Source organism: Nonomuraea terrae (assembly GCF_004348995.1).
GTDB classification, from domain to species: domain Bacteria; phylum Actinomycetota; class Actinomycetes; order Streptosporangiales; family Streptosporangiaceae; genus Nonomuraea; species Nonomuraea terrae.
Window position 1 is genome coordinate 24,093 of sequence record NZ_SMKQ01000061.1, and the last position, 18,331, is coordinate 42,423.

General features: G+C 72.6%; 19 protein-coding genes. 6 read left to right on the forward strand and 13 right to left on the reverse strand.

The genetic code is table 11. The features are described from left to right. Positions 1-17 precede the first annotated feature (17 nt). Positions 18-1,184 (reverse strand): pyridoxal phosphate-dependent aminotransferase, encoded by a 1,167-nt coding sequence (locus tag E1286_RS20885; protein ID WP_132615027.1) that lies wholly within the window; start codon positions 1,182-1,184, stop codon positions 18-20. Between the two features lie 25 nt (positions 1,185-1,209). Here E1286_RS20885 and E1286_RS20890 point away from each other — a divergent pair, with 25 nt between their 5' ends. Genes E1286_RS20890 through E1286_RS20910 form a run of 5 tightly spaced genes read left to right on the forward strand, consistent with a single transcriptional unit; the run spans position 1,210 to position 5,426 of the window. Continuing rightward, the gene (locus E1286_RS20890; protein ID WP_132615029.1) at positions 1,210-2,898 is read left to right on the forward strand and encodes an alpha/beta fold hydrolase; all 1,689 of its coding nucleotides are present in this window, start codon (positions 1,210-1,212) and stop codon (positions 2,896-2,898) included. Beyond that, entirely contained in the window at positions 2,895-3,815 is a 921-nt protein-coding gene (locus tag E1286_RS20895) for a DUF418 domain-containing protein (protein ID WP_223190171.1), read from the forward strand. Before E1286_RS20890 ends, E1286_RS20895 begins: the two co-directional genes overlap by 4 nt. After that, entirely contained in the window at positions 3,775-4,557 is a 783-nt protein-coding gene (locus E1286_RS20900) for a carbon-nitrogen hydrolase family protein (RefSeq protein ID WP_132615033.1), read from the forward strand. The genes E1286_RS20895 and E1286_RS20900 overlap by 41 nt, the downstream gene beginning before the upstream one ends. A 30-nt stretch (positions 4,558-4,587) precedes the next feature. Further along, a complete protein-coding gene (locus tag E1286_RS20905) occupies positions 4,588-5,034 on the forward strand; it encodes a hypothetical protein (RefSeq protein WP_246075011.1) in 447 nt (148 codons plus the stop codon). Further along, positions 5,031-5,426, forward strand: a complete 396-nt coding sequence (locus E1286_RS20910; RefSeq protein ID WP_132615035.1) for a hypothetical protein — start codon at positions 5,031-5,033, stop codon at positions 5,424-5,426. The genes E1286_RS20905 and E1286_RS20910 overlap by 4 nt, the downstream gene beginning before the upstream one ends. A 10-nt stretch (positions 5,427-5,436) precedes the next feature. Here the strand turns inward: E1286_RS20910 and E1286_RS47930 are convergent, their stop codons facing one another. The 6 genes from E1286_RS47930 to E1286_RS20935 form a co-directional block, all read right to left on the reverse strand. Beyond that, complete coding sequence (locus tag E1286_RS47930; protein ID WP_165969819.1) at positions 5,437-5,937, reverse strand: YflT domain-containing protein; 501 nt, start codon at positions 5,935-5,937, stop codon at positions 5,437-5,439. A gap of 2 nt (positions 5,938-5,939) precedes the next feature. Continuing rightward, positions 5,940-6,437, reverse strand: a complete 498-nt coding sequence (locus E1286_RS20920) for an Hsp20/alpha crystallin family protein (protein WP_132615037.1) — start codon at positions 6,435-6,437, stop codon at positions 5,940-5,942. Positions 6,438-6,936: 499 nt separating this feature from the next. Continuing rightward, positions 6,937-7,923, reverse strand: coding sequence for an aldo/keto reductase (locus E1286_RS20925; RefSeq protein WP_132615039.1), 987 nt, complete (start codon positions 7,921-7,923; stop codon positions 6,937-6,939). 259 nt (positions 7,924-8,182) lie between these two features. Then, positions 8,183-8,335 carry a hypothetical protein gene (locus tag E1286_RS47935; protein ID WP_165969820.1) on the reverse strand — a complete coding sequence of 51 codons (153 nt, stop codon included), beginning with the start codon at positions 8,333-8,335 and terminating at the stop codon, positions 8,183-8,185. A gap of 57 nt (positions 8,336-8,392) precedes the next feature. Further along, complete coding sequence (locus E1286_RS20930) at positions 8,393-9,883, reverse strand: carboxyl transferase domain-containing protein (protein ID WP_132615041.1); 1,491 nt, start codon at positions 9,881-9,883, stop codon at positions 8,393-8,395. A gap of 115 nt (positions 9,884-9,998) precedes the next feature. Next, the gene (locus E1286_RS20935) at positions 9,999-11,156 is read right to left on the reverse strand and encodes a CaiB/BaiF CoA transferase family protein (protein ID WP_132615043.1); all 1,158 of its coding nucleotides are present in this window, start codon (positions 11,154-11,156) and stop codon (positions 9,999-10,001) included. A gap of 75 nt (positions 11,157-11,231) precedes the next feature. On the opposite strand from E1286_RS20935, the gene E1286_RS20940 reads away from it, so the two are divergent. Continuing rightward, positions 11,232-11,762: a uridine kinase family protein gene (locus tag E1286_RS20940; protein WP_132615045.1), complete on the forward strand. Its 531-nt coding sequence runs from the start codon at positions 11,232-11,234 to the stop codon at positions 11,760-11,762. A 2-nt stretch (positions 11,763-11,764) separates the two neighbouring features. Here the strand turns inward: E1286_RS20940 and E1286_RS20945 are convergent, their stop codons facing one another. The 6 genes from E1286_RS20945 to E1286_RS47945 all read right to left on the reverse strand — a co-directional run bounded on the left by E1286_RS20945 (position 11,765) and on the right by E1286_RS47945 (position 18,132). Then, positions 11,765-12,436, reverse strand: a complete 672-nt coding sequence (locus E1286_RS20945) for a histidine phosphatase family protein (protein WP_132615047.1) — start codon at positions 12,434-12,436, stop codon at positions 11,765-11,767. 10 nt (positions 12,437-12,446) lie between these two features. Beyond that, positions 12,447-12,665, reverse strand: a complete 219-nt coding sequence (locus E1286_RS47940) for a hypothetical protein (protein ID WP_165969821.1) — start codon at positions 12,663-12,665, stop codon at positions 12,447-12,449. Positions 12,666-12,773: 108 nt separating this feature from the next. After that, positions 12,774-14,774 carry a ligand-binding sensor domain-containing protein gene (locus E1286_RS20950; protein ID WP_132615049.1) on the reverse strand — a complete coding sequence of 667 codons (2,001 nt, stop codon included), beginning with the start codon at positions 14,772-14,774 and terminating at the stop codon, positions 12,774-12,776. A gap of 65 nt (positions 14,775-14,839) precedes the next feature. Next, positions 14,840-16,801: a ligand-binding sensor domain-containing protein gene (locus tag E1286_RS20955; protein WP_132615051.1), complete on the reverse strand. Its 1,962-nt coding sequence runs from the start codon at positions 16,799-16,801 to the stop codon at positions 14,840-14,842. Between the two features lie 96 nt (positions 16,802-16,897). Further along, positions 16,898-17,851 carry a hydroxyacid dehydrogenase gene (locus tag E1286_RS20960; protein ID WP_165969822.1) on the reverse strand — a complete coding sequence of 318 codons (954 nt, stop codon included), beginning with the start codon at positions 17,849-17,851 and terminating at the stop codon, positions 16,898-16,900. A 125-nt stretch (positions 17,852-17,976) separates the two neighbouring features. Beyond that, positions 17,977-18,132 (reverse strand): hypothetical protein, encoded by a 156-nt coding sequence (locus E1286_RS47945; RefSeq protein ID WP_165969823.1) that lies wholly within the window; start codon positions 18,130-18,132, stop codon positions 17,977-17,979. Positions 18,133-18,331 lie beyond the last annotated feature (199 nt).

Sequence of the window (18,331 nt, forward strand, 5' to 3'; positions counted from 1 at the left end):
AGGCCGCTACTCTCCGTTCAGGTGGACAGGCGCTTGAGCCGGGTGACGGCCTCGTCGATGACCTCGTCCTTCTTGCAGAACGCGAAGCGCACGTAGTGGCGGCCGCGCTCGGGGCGTTCGTAGAAGACCTGGGTCGGGATGGCGACGACGCCGGCCAGGTCGGGCAGGCGGCGGGTGAGGTCCAGGCCGTCGGAGAAGCCGAGCGGCCGGATGTCGGTCTGCACGAAGTACGTCCCCGACGGCCGCAGCACCTCGAACCCCGCAGCCGTCAGGCCCTCCATCAGCCGGTCGCGTTTGTCCTGCAGGGACGCCGCGAGGGCCGCGACCCACTCCAGCTCGTGCCGCAGCCCGTACGCGACCGCGAGCTGCCAGGGCGCGCTGGCCGTGTACGTGAGGAACTGCTTGACCGTCTGCACCGCCGTGACCAGGGCGGGAGGGGCGCACACCCAGCCGGTCTTCCAGCCGGTGACCGAGAACGTCTTGCCCGCCGAGGAGATCATCACGGTGCGCTCGCGCATGCCGGGCAGCGTGGCGAGCGGGATGTGCTCGACCCCGTCGAACGTGAGGTGCTCGTACACCTCGTCGGTGACGGCGATCAGGTCGTGCTCCTGGCACAGCTCGGCGATGGTGGTCAGCTCGGCGCGGGTGAACACCGTGCCGGTCGGGTTGTGCGGGGAGTTGACCAGGATGGCGCGGGTGCGCGGCGTGATCGCGGCGCGCAGCTCGCCGGGGTCGAACGTGAAGCGGCCCTGCGACGGGCGGAGCGTCACGGGCACCAGCCGGGCCTGGGCGAGGGCGACGGAGGCGGCGTAGGAGTCGTAGAAGGGCTCGAACGCGATGACCTCGTCGCCGGGTTCGCACAGCGCGAGCACGCTCGCCGCCACGGCCTCCGTGGCGCCCACCGTGATCAGGACCTCGCCCACCGGGTCGTAGGACAGGCCGTAGCGGGCCGCCCGGTGCTCCGAGACGGCCTGCCGCAGCTCCAGCACGCCGGGCCCGGGCGGGTACTGGTTGCCGCCCGCCGCGATGGCCTGCATCGCTCGGTCGAGCATGGCGGCGGGGCCGTCGGTGTCGGGGAAGCCCTGGCCGAGGTTGATCGACCCGGTCTGCACGGCCAGCGCGCTCATCTCCGCGAAGATCGTCGTGCCGAAGAAGCGCATCCTGCTCACAAGTGGTTCGGTCACGGCCCCAGCCTATTAGTCTCGTGCCGTGATCCTCCGGGCCGTGCTCGCCGTCGCCCTGTCCGTACCGCCCGTCACAGCGCCGCCCCTCACAACGCCGGACGGTACGGGGCCGAGCGCCTGCCCGGTCGCGGTGCCGTCGCGTACGACGTGCGGGTTCCTGGAGGTGCCGGAACGGCGCGACGCGCCCGGGCGGACGATCAGGGTCGGTTACGCCGTGCGCGAGGCCCCAGTCGCCGGCCGCAGGCCCGATCCGGTGGTGTTCATGGGCGGCGGGCCGGGTGCGGCGTCGATGCCGCTGATGGGCGTGCTGAGCCGGATGTTCCCCGATCGCGACGTGATCGCGGTCGAGCAGCGCGGCGGCCGCCACTCCCGTCCTTCGCTGGGCTGCCCGGAGATCGCGCAAGCGCTGCTCGGCCGGCTGCGGCGCTCGCCAGCCGACGTCGCGGACGCCGCCCGGCGGTGCCGGGCGCGGCTCGCGGAGCCGGGTGTCGACCTACGCGGGTACGCCACCGGGGAGATCGCGGCCGACGTGGTCGCGTTGCGCGGGAAGCTCGGGTACGCGTCGTGGAACCTGTTCGGGGTCGGCTACTCCACCAGGGTGATGGCGCAGGCGGCCGCGGCGGACCCGGAGGGTGTGCGGTCGGTGGTGCTGGACTCCTTCATGCCCGCCGGGACCGGCGACGCCGGGCGGGCACTGGCCGATGCGCTGGCGCGGATGGGAGTGCGGGAACGTTTCGAGGCCGTGACGGCGCGGCTGAACCGGTCGCCCGCCGCCGTCCCGGCGACCGATCCGCTGCTCGGCCGGGCGTTCACGGCGCGGATGAGCGGTGACGACGTGGCCGCGGTGCTGGCGCAGGCCCTGCGCGGCGGCGAGGCGGCGGCCGTGCCGGCGGTGCTGGACGCCCTGGCCGAGGGCCGCGAGGAGCCGCTGGGTCCGCTGGCCGACGCCGTGGGCGAGGAGCTGATGGCGCGGGAGCTGGGGCTGTATCACGCGGTGCGGTGCCAGGACGGAGCCCCAGGCGACATCTCCCGACTTTTCACAGAAAAAACGGAAAAAGCGGTGTGTGACGCGTGGCGGCTCCCCGCGTCCGCGCCCGTGCGAGTCGCTCCCGAGGCTCCCGTGTACGTCCTCGGCGGCCGGTACGACCCCATCGGCCCGCCCGCCACCGCGCGGCAGGCAGCCGAGGCGCTGCCCCGGGGGCGGTTCCAGGAGTTCCCCGGCCTCGCCCACGCCGTCTTCGAGGCGAGCGCCTGCGCCCGGCGGGAGATCGCCGCGTTCGTGCGCGACCCGGCCGGGCACCCGGTCACCCCCTGCCCGGAGGTCCGGCCGCTGGGCGAGCTGCACGTGACCGCGGCACCGTACCGGATCTCGCGGGCGCCGTGGCTGGCCGCGCCGCTCGCCGTCTTCGCGCTTGCGTCGCTGGCGCAGCTGGCGGCCGGGGCGCTGAAGGGACGGGCGACGACGGCGTACGCCGGACTGGCGGGGGTGGCGTTCACCGGGCTGGCCGTTCAGTCGGCCGCCGGGCTGGCCGCGGAGAGCGCGACAGCGGCGGCGGTCGGCGTTCCTGCCGTCGTGGGGGCGTACACGTGGCTCGCGGGGGTATCGGGCGTGTTGACCGCGGCGACGTTGCTCCAACGCCGCGCGTGGCCGCAGATCATGACATGTGCCATCAGCGGCGCTTTCCTCGTATGGTGGTTCACCTGGTTCCTGTGACGCGCATCCGTGAGCTCGACGCCCTCCGCGGCTTCGCGGTGGGCGGCATCATGCTGGTCAACACCTGGCAGCACACCGACAAGCAGCCGCCGGCCGGCATCGACTGGATCATCGAGGCGCTCTTCCAGAGCCGGTTCTATCCGATCTTCTCGATGCTGTTCGGCATCAGCTTCATGCTGTTCCTGCGCGGCAACAGCCGCTGGGCGTTGCTGAGCCGGCTGTTCTGGCTCTTCTGCATCGGGAAGATCCAGCACTCCTGGTACGAGGGCGAGGTGCTGACCGACTACGCCTTCTACGGCGCGGTGGTGCTGCTGCCTGCCACGTTCCTGCCCGGCGGCCTGCCGGTGCTGCTCCTCGGGCTGGTGGGCGTCGCGTGGGCGCTGATGGTGGGCGGCGGGGTGCTGCTGATCCCGGGGCTGTTCCTGGTCGGCATGGGGCTGTGGCAGCTGCGGCCGTCCAGGGAGCTGCTGCTGCCGGGGTTCGCGGTCGCGGCGCTGGCCATGGCGCTGCTCAGCCTGGCCTGGACGCAGACCGGCGACTGGGCGCTCTACAGCGTGGCCGCGGTGGCGGGCGCGGCGGCGTACTCGCTGGGGCTGCTGGCGCTGCTGCGGCCGTGGTTGTCGGCGGTGCTGGAGCCCTTGGGGAAGATGGCGCTGACCAACTACGTCTCGGGCACCGTGGTGATCGTGCTGGCCGTGCCGCTGCTCAACACCGACCCGACCCGCTGGTCCGTGATCGGGCTGACGGTGGTCACCCTGCTCGCGCAGGTGCTGCTCAGCCGGTGGTGGCTCACCCGTTACAGGTACGGCCCCCTCGAGTGGATCTGGCGTTGCCTGACCTGGTTTCGAGTGGTGCCCAACCGGCTAGAGTCGGGCCGTGACCAGAATCGCCCTCTGCCAGGTCCCGGTGTCCACTGACCCGTCGGTCAACCTCAAGAGGGCCAGACAGGCGCTCGCCCGCGCCGAGGGCGCCGACCTGGCCGTCTTCCCCGAGGCCACGCTCACCCGTTACGGCCGGCGCATCACGAGCCTGGCCGAGCCGCTGGACGGGCCGTTCGTGTCCGGGCTGGCGGAGGCCGCGCGCGAGCACGGCGTCTCGGTGATCGCCGGGGTGTTCGAGCCGGGCGACGACCGGGTGCACAACACGGCCGTGGTCATCGACGCGCAGGGAGCGCTCACGGCGGCGTACCGGAAGATCCACCTGTTCGACTCGTTCGGCGCGAAGGAGTCCGATCTGGTCGCGCCCGGCGCGGAGCCAGTCGTGGCGGAGGTGGCCGGGGTGCGGGTCGGTCTGATCACCTGCTACGACGTGCGCTTCCCCGAGCTGGCCAGGGCGCTGGTGGACCGGGGGGCGGAGATGTTCGCGGTGATCGCCGCCTGGGGCTCCGGGCCGCTCAAGGAGGACCACTGGGTGACCCTGGTGCGCGCGCGGGCGCTGGAGAACACCATGTGGACGGCGGCCGTCGGCCAGGCGCCCAACCCGGGCGAGTCGTCCGACGGTTACGGGGTGGGCCGCAGCATGCTGGTCGATCCGCTGGGAGTGGTGCGCGCCGACCTGGGCACGGGGCCCGGCGTGCAGGTCGTGGAGGTCGACCACGAGTTCACCCGCACGGCCCGCGCGACCCTCCCGTCACTCGAACACCGGATGCTCGCGGGATGAACAACGGTCAAGCGATCGTAAAGTAGAGGTGTGAGCGGAACGCAGATGCAGAAGGTGGTCCCGCCGCGTCTGCTCGTGCCATACCTGTCGGGCAAGCGCACGGTCATCTCGGGATACGTCTACCGGGTGCAGGACTGCGTCAGGCTGACCACCCCAGAGGCCCTCTACTACGGGCTGGACCTGTCCTTCGACGGATCGGAGCTGTTCGCCGAGGTGCCCGAGCTCTACGTCATGCGCTGGCACGCCCGCGACGTCGACACCTACGCGGTGCCGTACGGGCCACACATGGGCGGCGACTGGAGTGACGCGCCGCCGTTCGCCGGCAACGGGTTCACGACGTCGTCGGAGCACGTCGTGCCGCAGTTCCACACCGTTCCGATGCCGATCCCGGCCGGGGCGGAGATCATTCACGTCACCGGCGACGGCGAGCGCCGCTTCGCCGAGTACGACGGGCTGACCTGGCGGCCCTGGTCATGAGCGACGAGATCACTCCGGTCGCCTCCGGCTTCGTGGCCCGCTTCGGCGATCACACGCTGCCCGCCGCGCTCGGCCCCGACAGCGACCGGGTCGTGCTGTTCAGCGAGGTCGAGCTGGAGGGCTTCGAGCAGGGCTCCGGCTACTGGCGGCGGGTCGTGCCGAGGTCGCAGGTCGAATGGCTGGTGCTGGTGCGCACGGTCGGCGCGTTCGGCGGCGAGCCGTGCATCGTGCTCGACGAGGACGACGACGGCCTGCACATCGCCTACACCGGGCACAGCGGTATGAAGGCGGAGGCGCTCGGCTACTGGATGGTCGACCACGGGGCGTACGAGGTCGTGGTGCCGCGCGAGGAGGTCTTCTCCATCCGCGTCGAGCGCATCCCCGTGCCGTAGGGCGGGCGGCTCACCCGCCCTGCGAACGCCAGTTGTGCTTCACCAGCAGGTTGCGGGCGTCGTCGGCGACCGCGGTGTCGGCCACGATGTCGTAGCGGTCGGCCACGACGGCCTGGCGCGAGACGAAGCCGCGGCCCCGCTGGGTGGTCCAGTAGCTGGTCAGCCCGAAGATCGCGCCGAACACCGCGCCGTAGAGCAGGCCGCCCGCCATGAACGCGAGCGCCGATCCCTGCGGCCCGGTGAACAACGGCAGGATCAGCCCGGCCATCAGTCCGAACCACGTGCCGGTGGCCGCTCCGGCCCCGGCGGCGCGCAGCGCGGTCGCGCGGCCGAGCACGGTCTCGACCAGGCGCAGGTCGTGCCCGACGATGCCGGCCCGTTCGACCGGGAAGCCGTTGTCGGCCAGGAAGCCGACGGCCTTCTGCGCCTGCTCCGCCGTCTGGTAGGAGCTCACCACCGGACGCTCGTCGGCGCCCGGCAGGATGACCGTCGGGGCCGTCTTGAACATCATGGTCACCACTCCTTCCCGGCGGGCCGGGCGGCGATCGCCGCTCCGCCCGCGTCAGGATCGCCTGATCGCTTCGAGATCACCCTGGCCGCACCCCCGGTGATGTCGATCTTGCGCGGCCGGGCCCGCTCACGTACGGGCACGCGTACCGTCAGCACGCCGTTGTCGTGGGCGGCCTCGACACGGTCGGCGTCGAGGTGCTCCGACAGGTGGATCCGCCTGGTGAAGGTGCCGCTGGCGCGCTCGCGGACGAACACGCCGTCGTCCTTGCCGTACGACTCCTCGCGGCGGGCGCTCACGGACAGGACGCCGCGGTCGACCGCGACCTCGATCGAGCCGGGGTCGACGCCGGGGACGTCGAGTCGCAGCAGGATCTCGCCGGGGCGGCGGACGGCGTCCATCGGCATCGTCACCGTGGCGCTGTCGAGGATCCGGCCGGCCAGCCGATCGAACCGGCGCTCCATGCCACGCATGACCGAGTCGATCGACGAGAACAGCGTCATCATCACCACCTCGCACGCCGGACGAATATCTACATGTCCGACTCTATAAAAGTTATAAATCGACTTAGAGGTTTCTGTCAACTCCTCCGCATGTCTTCACCTCTGGCCCTACCCCCAAAGCCCTCCGTTACGACCGGAGAGCGGGTTACAGGTATGTACACCGCGCAGCGGAACCGGGATCCGCACCGCGGTGGGCCCGCGTGCGGACTCGGAGTGCGCACTCCGACGGGCCTGGCGCCGCGTGCCGTGGCCGGGTGGCTCGCCGCCCGTACGCGCGCGACCGTCCGCACAGCTTCCCCTGCGGCGACGGCCGCGTGCCGACGTCTCCGGGCGGGGCGGCGCCCGGCGAGGCGGGTGAGGCCGGGACCGCCTGCGGTCCACCCGGCGGACGGCGCCGCCGGCCAGGCGGCCCCGGCCTGCACCGGAAGGGAGTCGGTGAACGGCAGGCGTGAGGTCATGACCGGCCGTCCCGCTGAACGTCAGGGAAAGGGCCGTGGATTCACGAGGCCGGCTGCGATGCCCGCTCGTCGATCAGCCCGGCCGCCACCAGGTCGGTCCACAGCCGTTCCGGCACCTGCCTGGTGAACGCGGCCAGGTTGCGCCGTGCCTCCTCGGCTGAGCGCATGCCGACCACGATGCCGGCGACCGCCGGGTGCCGCAGGGGGAAGGCCATCGCGGCTTCGGGCAGTGTCACGCCGTGGGCCTCGCAGACGTCGGCGATGCGGTGCGCGCGCCTGAGCACCTCCTCGGAGGCGGGCCGGTACTCGAATCGCGCATCAGGTCCGGGGCGTGGCGTGGCGAGGACACCGGAGTTGAAGATGGAAGCCGCGAGGATCGAGACACCGCGTTCGGCACATGCGGGCAGCAGGTCGCCGAGGGCGGACTGTTCCAGCAACGTGTAGTAGCCGGACAGCATGACGGCGTCGACGTCGGCCTCCCGGACGAGCCGGGTGAGCATGCGGGTGTCGTACATGCCCGCGCCGATGGCGCCGACCACGCCCTCTGCTCTCAGTTCGGCCAGCGCGGGGTACCCGTCACGGAGTGCGGTCTCGAAGTGTTCTTCGGCGTCGTGCAGAAACAGCAGGTCGATGCGGTCAACGCCCAGGCGGGTGAGGGAGTCCTCGACGCTGCGCCGGATGCCGTCGCGGGAGAAGTCCCAAACCCGCCGGTGGGTCGCGGGCACCTGGAAGAACTCGTCCATCCGGCCGGCCGGGTCCTGTGGGAGCAGCAGCCGGCCTACTTTGGTGGACAGGACGTACTGCTCGCGCGGCACCTGGCGCAAGAACTCGCCGATCCGGCGTTCGGAGTGCCCGATCCCGTAATGCGGCGAGGTGTCGAAGTAGCGGATCCCGCCCTCCCACGCCGCGGCCAGCGCCTCGGCGGCCGCGTCGTCGGTGAGCGGCGCGAACAGCCCGCCCAGCGGACCGCCGCCGAAGCCCAGTTCCGTGACCTCTACCGCGCTGTGCCCGAGCCGCTTGGAGTCCATCCCGCCGTCCTTTCCTGACAACCGTGCGCCTTGACGCGTTCACGATCACAGCCTCGGGTGGGGCGGCCCATCAATTCAGCGTCAGACTTAATGGTCCGCTTCGTGTGCGTGGCGGCTCAAACGGGCCGCCGTACCGCACGGTCGCGTCTGGAGCCGGCGGCGGCGTCCTGGCATGGCCACAGCACCTCAGGCATGGAGGCCGAAGCCGACCTGATAGGTCGTGACAACGTTGCGCGGATCGATCCGGGCGCCCGGCGGGTCAGGGGCGCAGCAGCATGGGGAGCGCGCGGCGGCCGTTGGCGATGAAGGAGTCCAGAGGCGTCAGTCCACCGACGGGGACGGCGAGGCCCAGGCCGGGGAAGCGGGCGAACAGGGCGAGAGGGGGATCTGCCCGCGTCACCTCTTGACGCATGAACACCCGTCCCGAACCGGTACCAGGACCCCCGAAGGTCGTACGAGGTGGGGATGGTCAGGGGGTGCCGAGGGTGCGGTAGCGGGTCTTGCGGGCGGCCAGGCGGGTGGCGGGGTCCACGGCCAGCAGGAGGGCGATCTCGTGTTCCAGGGCGCGGCCGACGCGTTCGCAGAACTGCCGCGGCTCGTACGCGGCGTCCGGCAACTCCGGGATGACCCGGTCGACGATGCCGTCGCGGCGCAGGTCGGTGGCGCGGATGCGTTGCGCCTGCGCGATCTCGGGGGCGAAGTCGACCGAGCGGTAGAGGATCGCCGAGGCCCCCTCGGGCGGCAGCGGCGCCAGCCACGCGTGTTGCGCGCACAACACCCGGTCGGCGGGCAGCAGCGCCAGCGCCGCCCCGCCCGCGCCCTCGCCGAGCAGCAGGCAGACGGTGGGCGCGTCGAGCGTGACGAGCTCGGCCAGGCAGCGGGCGATCTCGGCGGCCAGCCCGCCCTCCTCGGCCGTCTTCGACAGGTCGGCCCCTCCGGTGTCGACCACGGTGACCAGCGGCAGCCCCAGGTCGGCGGCGAGCCGCAGGCCGCGCCTGGCCACCCGCAGCCCGGCCGGCCCGAGCGGGGAGGCGACGCGCTGCAGCCGCCTGTCCTGCCCGAGCACCACGGCCGGCGCGGCGCCGAACCTGGCCAGCGCGAGCAGCAACCCCGGTTCGTTCTCGCCCGCCCCGGAGCCGCTGAGCGGCGTGACGTCGGAGGCGGCCAGCTTGAGCAGCGAGCGTACGCCCGGCCGGTCGTCGCGGCGGGAGCGGGTGATCGCCTCCCACGCCTCCACGGGACGCAGGTCCTCCTCGGGCGGCTCCCCCGCCTCGACGGCGGTGCCACCCGCGCCCAGCACGGCCAGCGCCCTGATCGCGATGTGACGAAGCTCCTCCGCCGGCACGACGGCGTCGAGCAGCCCCTTGTGGTGCAGGTTCTCGGCGACCTGCACGCCCTCGGGGAAGGCGTAGCCGTGCAGCGACTCGAACACCCGGGGCCCGAGGAACCCGATCAGCGCCCCGGGCTCGGCCGCCGTGACGTGCCCGAGCGACCCCCACGACGCGAACACCCCGCCCGTCGTGGGATGGCGCAGATAGACGAGGTACGGCAGCCCGGCGCCGCGGTGCTCCTGGATCGCGGCGCTGATCTTGACCATCTGGACGAACGCGAGCGCGCCCTCCTGCATGCGCGTGCCGCCGGAGGCGGGGGCGGCCAGCAGCGGCAGCCGTTCGCGGGTGGCCCGCTCGATCGCCGCCACGATCCGCTCGGCCGCCGCGACGCCGATCGAGCCCGCCATGAAGGAGAACTCCGACGCCACGATGGCCACCCTGCGCCCGCCGAGCAACCCCTCCCCCGTGATCACGGCCTCGTCGTAGCCGCACTTGACCCGGGCCGCGGCCAGCTCTTCTGCGTAGGAGGAGCCGGGCGGCGCCGGGTCCGCGGGCGGCGCGTCCCACGACTTCCACGACCCCCGGTCGAGGACCGTGTCGATCAGTGTGCGCGCGTCCGGACGGCTCACTTATCGCTCCCTACAGGTCAGCCAACGAGGCAATGGTGACGCACGAGTGCTCGGGGCGGCGCCGCGAATTGCCGATCATCGTACGCTCTCCCACGCCGGGCATCATCGTCCGGGATCATCGTTCGCGTTCCTCCAGCCAGGCGAGCACGGCCTCGCCGTCCTGATCGAGCATGGGCGGCGCGGTGTGCCGGACGCCGTCGAGCCCGTCGAAGCGCAGCGGCGGCCCCGGCAGCTCGATCGGGCCGAGCACGGGATGCTCCACGGTGACGACGAGCCCCTGGGAACGGGTCTGATCCCAGGAGTAGACCTCGTCGATCGACCTGATCGCGCCCGCGGGCACACCCGCCTCGGCCAGCCGGGCCAGCCAGTGACCGCGGTCGTGGGCGGCCAGCGCCTTCTCCATGTCGGCGATGAGCTCGTCGCGGTGGGCCGTCCGGTCGCGGTTGGTGGCGTACCGCGGCGTCTCGGGGTCGATGCCGAGCAGCTCGGCGACCTTGCGCCACTGGCCCTCGTTGGCGGCGGCGATCTGCAGCATGCCGTCGGCGCAGCGGAAGGAGCCGTAGGGGGTGATGGAGGTGTGGTGGTTGCCGTTGGCCTTGGGCACCTGGCCGCCGACCGTCCAGGCGGTGCCGTGGTAGGCGTGCACGCCGGTGATCGCGGCCAGCAGCGAGGTGCGCACGACGCGTCCCCTGCCGGTGCGCTCACGCTCGTAGAGGGCGGCGGCGACGCCGTACGCGCCGTGGATGCCGGCCAGCAGGTCGGCGATGGAGGCGCCGACGCGGGTGGGCTCTTCAGGTGAGGGGCCGGTCAGCGACATGAGGCCGCCCTCGCCCTGGGCGATCTGGTCGTAGCCGGGACGGCCGCCCTCGGGCCCGTCGTGGCCGAAACCGGTGATCGACAGGATGACGAGGCGGGGGTTGAGCTCGTGCAGGCGTTCGACGGAGAATCCGAGGCGGTCGAGCACACCGGTGCGGAAGTTCTCGACCAGGACGTCGCTCTGGCGGGCGAGGCGTTCGACGAGCCGCTTGCCGTCGGGCGACTTCAGGTCGACGGCGATGGACTGCTTGTTACGGTTGGCCGCCAGGAAATAGGTGGAGATCTCGTGGTCCGGGCCGACGAACGGCGGCCCCCAGCCGCGCGATTCGTCACCACCGTCGGGGTGTTCCACCTTGATCACCCGGGCGCCCAGATCGCCCAGCAGTTGCGCGGCGTGCGGGCCCGCCAGGGCCCTGGAGAGGTCGAGTACGACAATGCCATCGAGGGGTCCGAGCAAGATCAGCCTCCTCCTCGTGTCTGGTGAAGGAACATTCTCTCAGTTGTCCGTTTCCGTTCCTCTACCCTGGGTCCGGTGAACGTCCTGGCCTGCCGCATCAGGGCTCTGCCTCCTTCGTGCGGCCCGGTCCGCCTGGTGGCCGTCGACGGCCCGGCGGGGTCGGGCAAGACGACGTTCGCCGGGCGGCTGGGGGCGGCGCTGGGCTGCCAGGTGATCCACAGCGACGACTTCCCCGTGCCGTGGGAGGAAGGTCCAGGCGGCTGGTTCCACCTGCTGGAGTCCCAGGTGCTGCGCCCTCTCGAACGGGGGCTTCCAGGGGGTTTCCGCAGGTACGACTGGGTGCGCGGGGCGTACGCCGGGCACGTGGCGGTGCCCGTGGCGCCGGCCCTGGTGATCGAGGGCGTCGGCACGGCGCGCACGTCGGTGGCCGACCTGCTGGCGTACACCGTCTGGGTGGAGGCGCCCGAGCCCGTCCGGCTGGGCCGTGTCCTGGAGCGGGACGGGGCGGAGCTGGAGCCGCGCTGGCGGGAGTGGTTCGCGGCCGAGCGCGCCTGGTTCGCCGCAGATCGTACGCGGGAGCGGGCCGACCTGGTGGTCACGACCTGACGTCAGAGGTGGGCGACGTCGTTGAAGCGTACGAGCTCGAACCGGCCGCCGTCGGTGCGCCAGACGGATACCGAGGCGTTCAGCACCGGCGCGAAGTCGAGCACGGCGGCCAGCTCCGCGTCCGGCGCTCCGGCGATGACGTGGCGCAGCGCCAGCACCACCGAGTCGTGGGCGACGATCAGCACCCGCCGCCCGCCGACCCGCTCGCGCAGGTCGGCGAGGAATCCGCGGAGCCTGACCACGACGTCGGCGAGCGACTCGCCGCCCGGCGGACGGTAGGCGTAGGCGCCCTCGGCCCGCCGCCGGGCCGCCTCCTCGGGGAAGCGCTGCTCGACGGCCGCCGGGTTGAGGCCGGCGAACCGCCCTGGCTCCTGGTCGCGCAGCCGTTCGTCCACGGTGACGGGGAGCGGCGCGGTGCCCCACTCCTGCTGGGCGAGCTTCCAGGTGTCGAGCGCGCGCAGGTAGGGCGAGCACCACACCAGCTCGGGCCGCTCGTCCGGGGGCAGCGCGGCGAGCAGCCGGCCGAGCGCGGCGGCCTGCGCGCGGCCCAGCTCCGTCAGGGTCACCTGGTCGTCGCCGCGCTCGTAGACCAGCGGCGCCTGGCCGGCCTCGCGGTGGGCGAGGTTGGCCTCGCTCTCGCCGTGGCGTACCGCCATGATCAGGGTGGGGCCCATGCCCCCATCCTCACACGCGGCCGCGGGCGTGTCCCCTGCTGAGATCGTCGGGCCTCGGCGCGAGGCCCGACGGCATCCGCTTGCGCGCCAGGTCGCGGCGATCGGGCAGCGGCACGGGCAGCTCCGCGGCGACCCCGGCCGAGGTGCGGCGCCGGTGGGTGCGACGGGGCCGCCCGCACCTGTTGGACCAGACCCGTGGGACACGGCGGAGCCCCCGGATGCGCCTCACGCTGTCGGGGGGTTCCCTTCAGTGGACCCCCGTTCGGCGCCGTTGAACCCTGTTCCGGTCGCCTTGCCTGACGGCGGGCGCGTCGCGCCCGGCCGCCCGGCCGGTCCGTCAGGGGCGGTATCTGAACAGGTTCGCGCCCTCGGCGAAGTAGACGTCGCCGGACCCGTGCACCGCCAGCTGGCTCACCGGCCCTTGCCGCACCACGGTCCGCTTCTCCGTCCTGGGGTCGAGGGTGAACAGCTCCTGGCCGGCGTGCGCGCCGTACAGGAGCCGGTCCGCGGGGTTGTAGGCCAGCTCGCCGCTCGTGGAGGCGCCGGCCGACAGCGTGACGCTGGTGGCCACCTTCCGCGCCTGGACGTTCACGGCGAAGACCGTGCCGCCCGCGATGCCCCACAGGCGGCCGCGGTCGTCGAACGTCAGCGCCGGGATGGCCGGCTTGCCCGGGGCCGGGACCAGCTCCCACAGGAGCCGGTCGTGCTTGACGGACCAGGCGAAGAGCTTGGCCTCCGGCTGCGTGGGCGGGGTGGCCGTCTGGCCGCTGTGGATGGAGGTGCCCCCGTACAGGACGCCGTCGCGGTAGGCGAGGGAGACGATGCTCTGGTCCTGGACCACGTTGCGCTCGGAGTGCTTGAGCTCGCCCGTCTCCGGGTCCCAGAGGGCGAGCACGCCGCCGAGGTGGCCGAGGTCCGGCATGGTCCCGGCGGCGAGGTAGCGACCGGCGGAGGCCAGGGCGCGCGGCCTGATCTGCTTGTCGGCGTGGAGGTCGAAGAGCCGCTCCGGGTTCTCCGCCGCGCCGGGGTCGGGGTTGGGCGAGTACTCGGGGCTGTGCCAGGGCAGCTCGGGGTCGTAGGCGTAGACGCGGGCGTCGGGGTAGGCGCCGACGTAGAGCTTCCCGTCGTGCGCCGCCAGGCCCTCGGTCTGGCTGAAGGTGTGGAACTCCTCGCGCTCGCCGGTCCGCGGGTCGAGCGCGGCGAAGCCGCCGTTGAGGAAGCCTCCGGTGTAGACGCGGCCGTCCGGGCCCTCGGCGATGGCGGTGATGTCGATCGGCTCGCCCTGGACGCCGGACTGCAGGAACTCCCGCGCCCCGGTCTGCGGGTTGTAACGGAACATCATGCCGCGCCAGAGCAGGCCGACCAGGCTCTTGCCGGGGTAGTCGGGCAGGTTCAGCTCGGCCCAGCCGATGCCGCGCGCGTTGGCCACCCGGCCGGTGAACGGCATCCCGGTGGAGGTGGTCTCCCGGGTGCGCGGGTCGTAGCGGACGAGCTCGCCCCCCTTGATGAGGTAGACCCCGCCCTGGTCGTCCGGCGGTGACACGTCGAGTCCGTGGGCGGCCTCGACGACGTCCACCCACGCGCCCGCCGCGATGTCCCACACGTGCAGGGGGCCGGGGAAGGCGCTGCCGAACCTGACGTACAGGTGGCCCTGGACGACGTCCACGTCGTACGCCCACGCGTCGGTCAGGTCGATGCCGGGCGGCGCGGGCAGCCGCTCGATCGCGCCGGTCGCGGCGTCCACCTCGAAGACGGCGGCGGGGTTCTCGGTGCCGGCGTAGATCTTGCCGCCGGCGTAGGCGATGCTGCGCACGTAGACGTGGTCGGGCGAGATCCGGCCGTAGTCGCGCACGCCGGTGGCGGGGTCGTAGGCGAACAGGCGCCCGCCCGGGTAGGTGCCGCCGTAGACGGTGGCGCCCTCGCCGGCGGCGACCGACCAGATGAAGCTCTCCGAGGCGATCGGGCGGCCGAGGTCGGTGACGCCGCCGTCGCCGGTCCAGCGGTAGAGGTGGCCGGCGCCGTACGTGCCCGTGTAGACGCTGCCGTCGGGGGTCGCGGTCACCGCCCACGAGCCGTCGGCGCCGGGCAGGTCGTACCAGGCCGCCGCGGCGCCGGTGACGGGATCGACGGCGTTGAGGTGCGCCGGCGATCCGGAGGAGACGGACCAGATCACCGGGTCGCCGGCCGGTCCGGGGGCGACGGTGCCGCCGATGAGCAGGACGTCCTGCAGCGGGACGCCCAGGTCGGTCACCCGGTCGTCGGCGTGCGCGGGGGCGGCCGGCCCGGCCAGCAGCAGCGCCGCCAGGCCGGCGGCTAACGCTCTTCTTATTAGGGTCATGACCGAAACCTAGAAATCATCGAGGGTTCCGTCAATGGTTCGCCGGTTTCGGCTGGGGCCGAAAATCAGAGCCGCCGGCGGAACAGCTCCGTGCCCCGGAAGAAGTAGAGGTGCCCGTCGCCGCCGGTGACCAGCTGGGAGACGCCGTCCCCGGCCAGGGCCGTCGCCTTCCAGGTACGGACGTCGATGCGCCACAGCGAGCCCGCCATGGCGGCGTACAGGTCGTTCCCCCGGAAGACCAGGGCCCGGTCGGCGCCGTACCGCGAGGACTGGCGCGGGAAGAGGGCGGCCGCCCTGGTCACCCGCTTCGCCTCGGGGAGGTAGGTGAACAGGTGTCCGTCGGCCAGGCCCCAGATCCGGCCCTTCGCGTCCACTGTCAGGGCGTTGACCGAATGGGCGCCCTCGACCGGCACGACCGAGGAGACGAGCTCGCCCCGGACGGGGTCGAAGACGAACAGCCGGGCGCTCGTGGCGGCCGGATCGATGCCGTAGCCGCCGTGGATGGAGGTGCCGCCGTAGACGAGCCCGTCGCGGGTGGCCAGGGAGACCACGCTCTGGCCGGGGACGACGTCGCGGTGCACGTCCAGGGCGCGGGTCCGCGGGTCCCAGAGCGTGAGCGCGCCGCCGAGCCGGCCGGACTTGGGCACGCTGCCCACCGCGACCCGGTCGCCGACCTGGACGAACGCCTGCGGCCTGTCCTGCTCCTCGCCGATCGTCACGGGCGCCGGGTTGGTGCCGTACGTCCACGGCTCGGCAGGGTCGTAGTCGAGCAGTTCACCGTTGGGGTAGCGCCCGTAGACGACGTGGTCGCCGTACCGGCCGAAGCCCTCGACCTGCCCGCCGGAGGAGAGCAGCGTGTACGCGCCCGTCGCCGGGTCGAAGCGGCTGATGCCGGGCGGCGAGAGGAACCCGCCGGCGTACACCTCGCCGCCGGGGCCGGCGCCGATCGCCTGGATGGGATTGGCCGAGCCTTCGAGCCCGGACTCGCCCAGGTAGCGGGTCTTCTCGGTCTGCGGGTTCCAGATGTAGATCCGGCCGTAGTAGTACGTCATGGACAGCGACCTGCCGGGGAAGTCCGGGTCGTTCAGCTCGATCCAGGCCCAGGTGCCGGGGAACGCGTTCGGGCCCCAGCCCACCGGGGTGTAGGTGTGGGTGTCCAGGTCGTACTGGACGATGCCGTCGGCGGCGATCCGGAAATAGACGTACTTGCCGGTGGGGTCGGGCGTGGAGACGGCCCGCGCGCTGATGCCCTTGACGACGTTGACGAACGTCTTCCCGGCGGTGTCGTAGAACAGCAGGTCGTTGGAGGGCTGCACGCGCAGCAGGAGGAGGTCGCGGGCGCGGGTCATGTCGTAGACGACCTCGCTCGTCCCGTACTCGGCGGGCAGCGGGATCTGCTCCACCTGTCCGGTCGCGCGGTCGAACCTGGCCAGCCTGGCGCGCGGTTGCGTGCCGAAGTAGACGGAGGTGTCGTCGACGGCGAGGGCGCGGCCGTACGTCTCTCCCGGGACGATCTGCCCGTGGTCGGTGAACTCGCCCGTTCCCGGGTCGTACGAGAACAGCAGCCCGCCGGGGTAGGTACCGCCGTAGACCACGCCGTCGGGGGCGGCGGCCAGCCGCCAGACGCCCTCGCCGGGGAAGGGCGTGCCGAGCGAGGTGATCGCGGCGTCGCCGGGCTTCCAGCGGTACATCTGGCCGCTGGTCATCGCGAAGTAGACGGTGCCGTCGGCGGCGGAGAACGTGTTCGCCCAGCTGTCCGTCCCGCCGTCGGGCACGCGCTGCTTGAAGACGACCTCACCCGAGCGGATGTCGGTCGCCTGGAACATGGCGTTCATGTAGGAGTTCCCGGCGGTCACCCAGTACGCCTGCGGGCGTCCGTCCGCGTCCACTCCCTGGGACTGCTCCTGGGAGAGGATCCTGTTGGCGATGGGCTGGCCGAGATTCTCCTCTCCCGTGTCCGCGTACGAGGTGCCCGGCAGCGCGCACACCGTCAGGACCATGAGCAGCGCCAATAACCCATGTTTCACGACATTCCCCTAATTTCGGCTAAGACCGAAACCTAGATCGCGAAGATTGCCACGTCAAGAGAGGCAGGTTACGGAGCTGCCCGATATCAGGAAATGTCAGGCCGTCCAGCGGAGCCGTTCCCTGGTGATCTCGTGCTGGAGGGGCTCGCCGGACAGGAACCTGGCGATCTCGTCCACCGTGGACCTGCCCTGCCGCTCGTGCCCCTCCACGGTGGCCGCCGCCTGGTGCGGGGTGAGCAGCACGTTCGGGAGGGCGCGCAGCGGGCTGTCGGGCGGCAGCGGCTCCTCGTCGAAGACGTCGAGCGCCGCGTCGATCCGGCCCGCGCGTAGCTCGTCCAGCAGGGCGCCGGAGTCGACCAGCCACGATCTGGCCGTGTTCACCAGCGCCGCGCCGTCGCGCAGCAGCGCCAGCTCCCTGCGTCCGAGCAGGTGGCGGGTGGCGGGGATGGCGGGGGCGTGCAGGGCGACGACGTCGCTGCGGGACAGCAACTCGTCCAGCGGCACCAGCGCGGCTCCCAGCGCCGCCGCCTGCGCGGCGTCGACGAGCGGGTCCGCGAGCAGGAGCTTCGCACCGAGCGGACGGACCAGTTCGAGGTACGCCCGGCCGGTGCGCGAGGCGCCGACCACGCCGACCACGCTGCCGCGCAGCTCGCGCGCCGGCCGCGCGGCGGCCCTGGCCTTCTCCCAGCCCGTGCCCGAGCGCAGGGCGTGGTCGAAGCGGTGCACCTGGTGGAGCAGGCTCAGGGTGAACGTGAGCGCCACCTCCGCGACGGCGGGCGCCATCGCCGCCCCCGTCTGGGTGACCCGGATGCCGCGATCCCACAGGGCGTCGCTGACCAGGAAGCCCACGGCGGCGCCGGTGTGCGCGACGAGCCGCAGCCTCGGCGCCCGGGCCAGCGCCTCGGCGTCGAGCCGCGGCGTCTCCCACCCGGTGACGAGCACCTCCGCCTCCTCCAGCGGGACGATCGGCCCGAGCTTCACCAGGTCATCCCAGATCGGCGACGGCAGGAACATCTCCCGCAACTCAGGCGTGAGGGAGAGAGCGATCATGGGAGTCCTTTCGAACGGGGCGGGGAGACCGGCGGTCCGGACGCGGGTCCGCGCACCCGGACGCCGGGACACAGGGCCGAGCATCCCAGATCCGAGGCGGCGGCTTCCTGCGGGGCGGCGGCGCGTCACCCGGCGGCAGACGGCTCCAGGACGAAGGGGCGCGGGTCGCCGGCGAGGGAAGCCTTCGCCGCAGCGCCGAAGCCGCCGGCGAGGATCTCGACCTTCCCGGCCTCGACCCCGTCGAGGGCGGTGCGGACGATCTCGACCGGGACCTTCAGCACGCCGTCCGGGAGTGCGCCGCCACAACCGCGTCCGCGTGGGCCCGGTCCCCGCCTACCCCCACAGTCAGGCGCCGGACCGCTAGCGCGTCGATGCCCGCGACCGCGCGCTCGCCCGCTGAACAGGCCCGCCGATCGCCAGATCGACGGGCCTGTCCTCCGGAACCGGCCTGACCGGCGGTCGGCGGGGTCAGGGGGTGAT

Excerpts from the sequence above, each read along its gene's own strand:
- E1286_RS20920 (WP_132615037.1), bottom strand. The coding sequence starts at position 6,437 with ATGACGCTGTTCTCGTCGATCGACTCGGTCATGCGTGGCATGGAGCGC.
- E1286_RS20960 (WP_165969822.1), bottom strand. The coding sequence starts at position 17,851 with ATGATCGCTCTCTCCCTCACGCCTGAGTTGCGGGAGATGTTCCTGCCG.
- E1286_RS20925 (WP_132615039.1), bottom strand. The coding sequence starts at position 7,923 with ATGGACTCCAAGCGGCTCGGGCACAGCGCGGTAGAGGTCACGGAACTG.
- E1286_RS47930 (WP_165969819.1), bottom strand. The coding sequence starts at position 5,937 with ATGATGTTCAAGACGGCCCCGACGGTCATCCTGCCGGGCGCCGACGAG.
- E1286_RS20910 (WP_132615035.1), top strand. The coding sequence starts at position 5,031 with ATGAGCGACGAGATCACTCCGGTCGCCTCCGGCTTCGTGGCCCGCTTC.
- E1286_RS20950 (WP_132615049.1), bottom strand. The coding sequence starts at position 14,774 with ATGACCCTAATAAGAAGAGCGTTAGCCGCCGGCCTGGCGGCGCTGCTG.
- E1286_RS47935 (WP_165969820.1), bottom strand. The coding sequence starts at position 8,335 with ATGCGTCAAGAGGTGACGCGGGCAGATCCCCCTCTCGCCCTGTTCGCC.
- E1286_RS20945 (WP_132615047.1), bottom strand. The coding sequence starts at position 12,436 with ATGGGCCCCACCCTGATCATGGCGGTACGCCACGGCGAGAGCGAGGCC.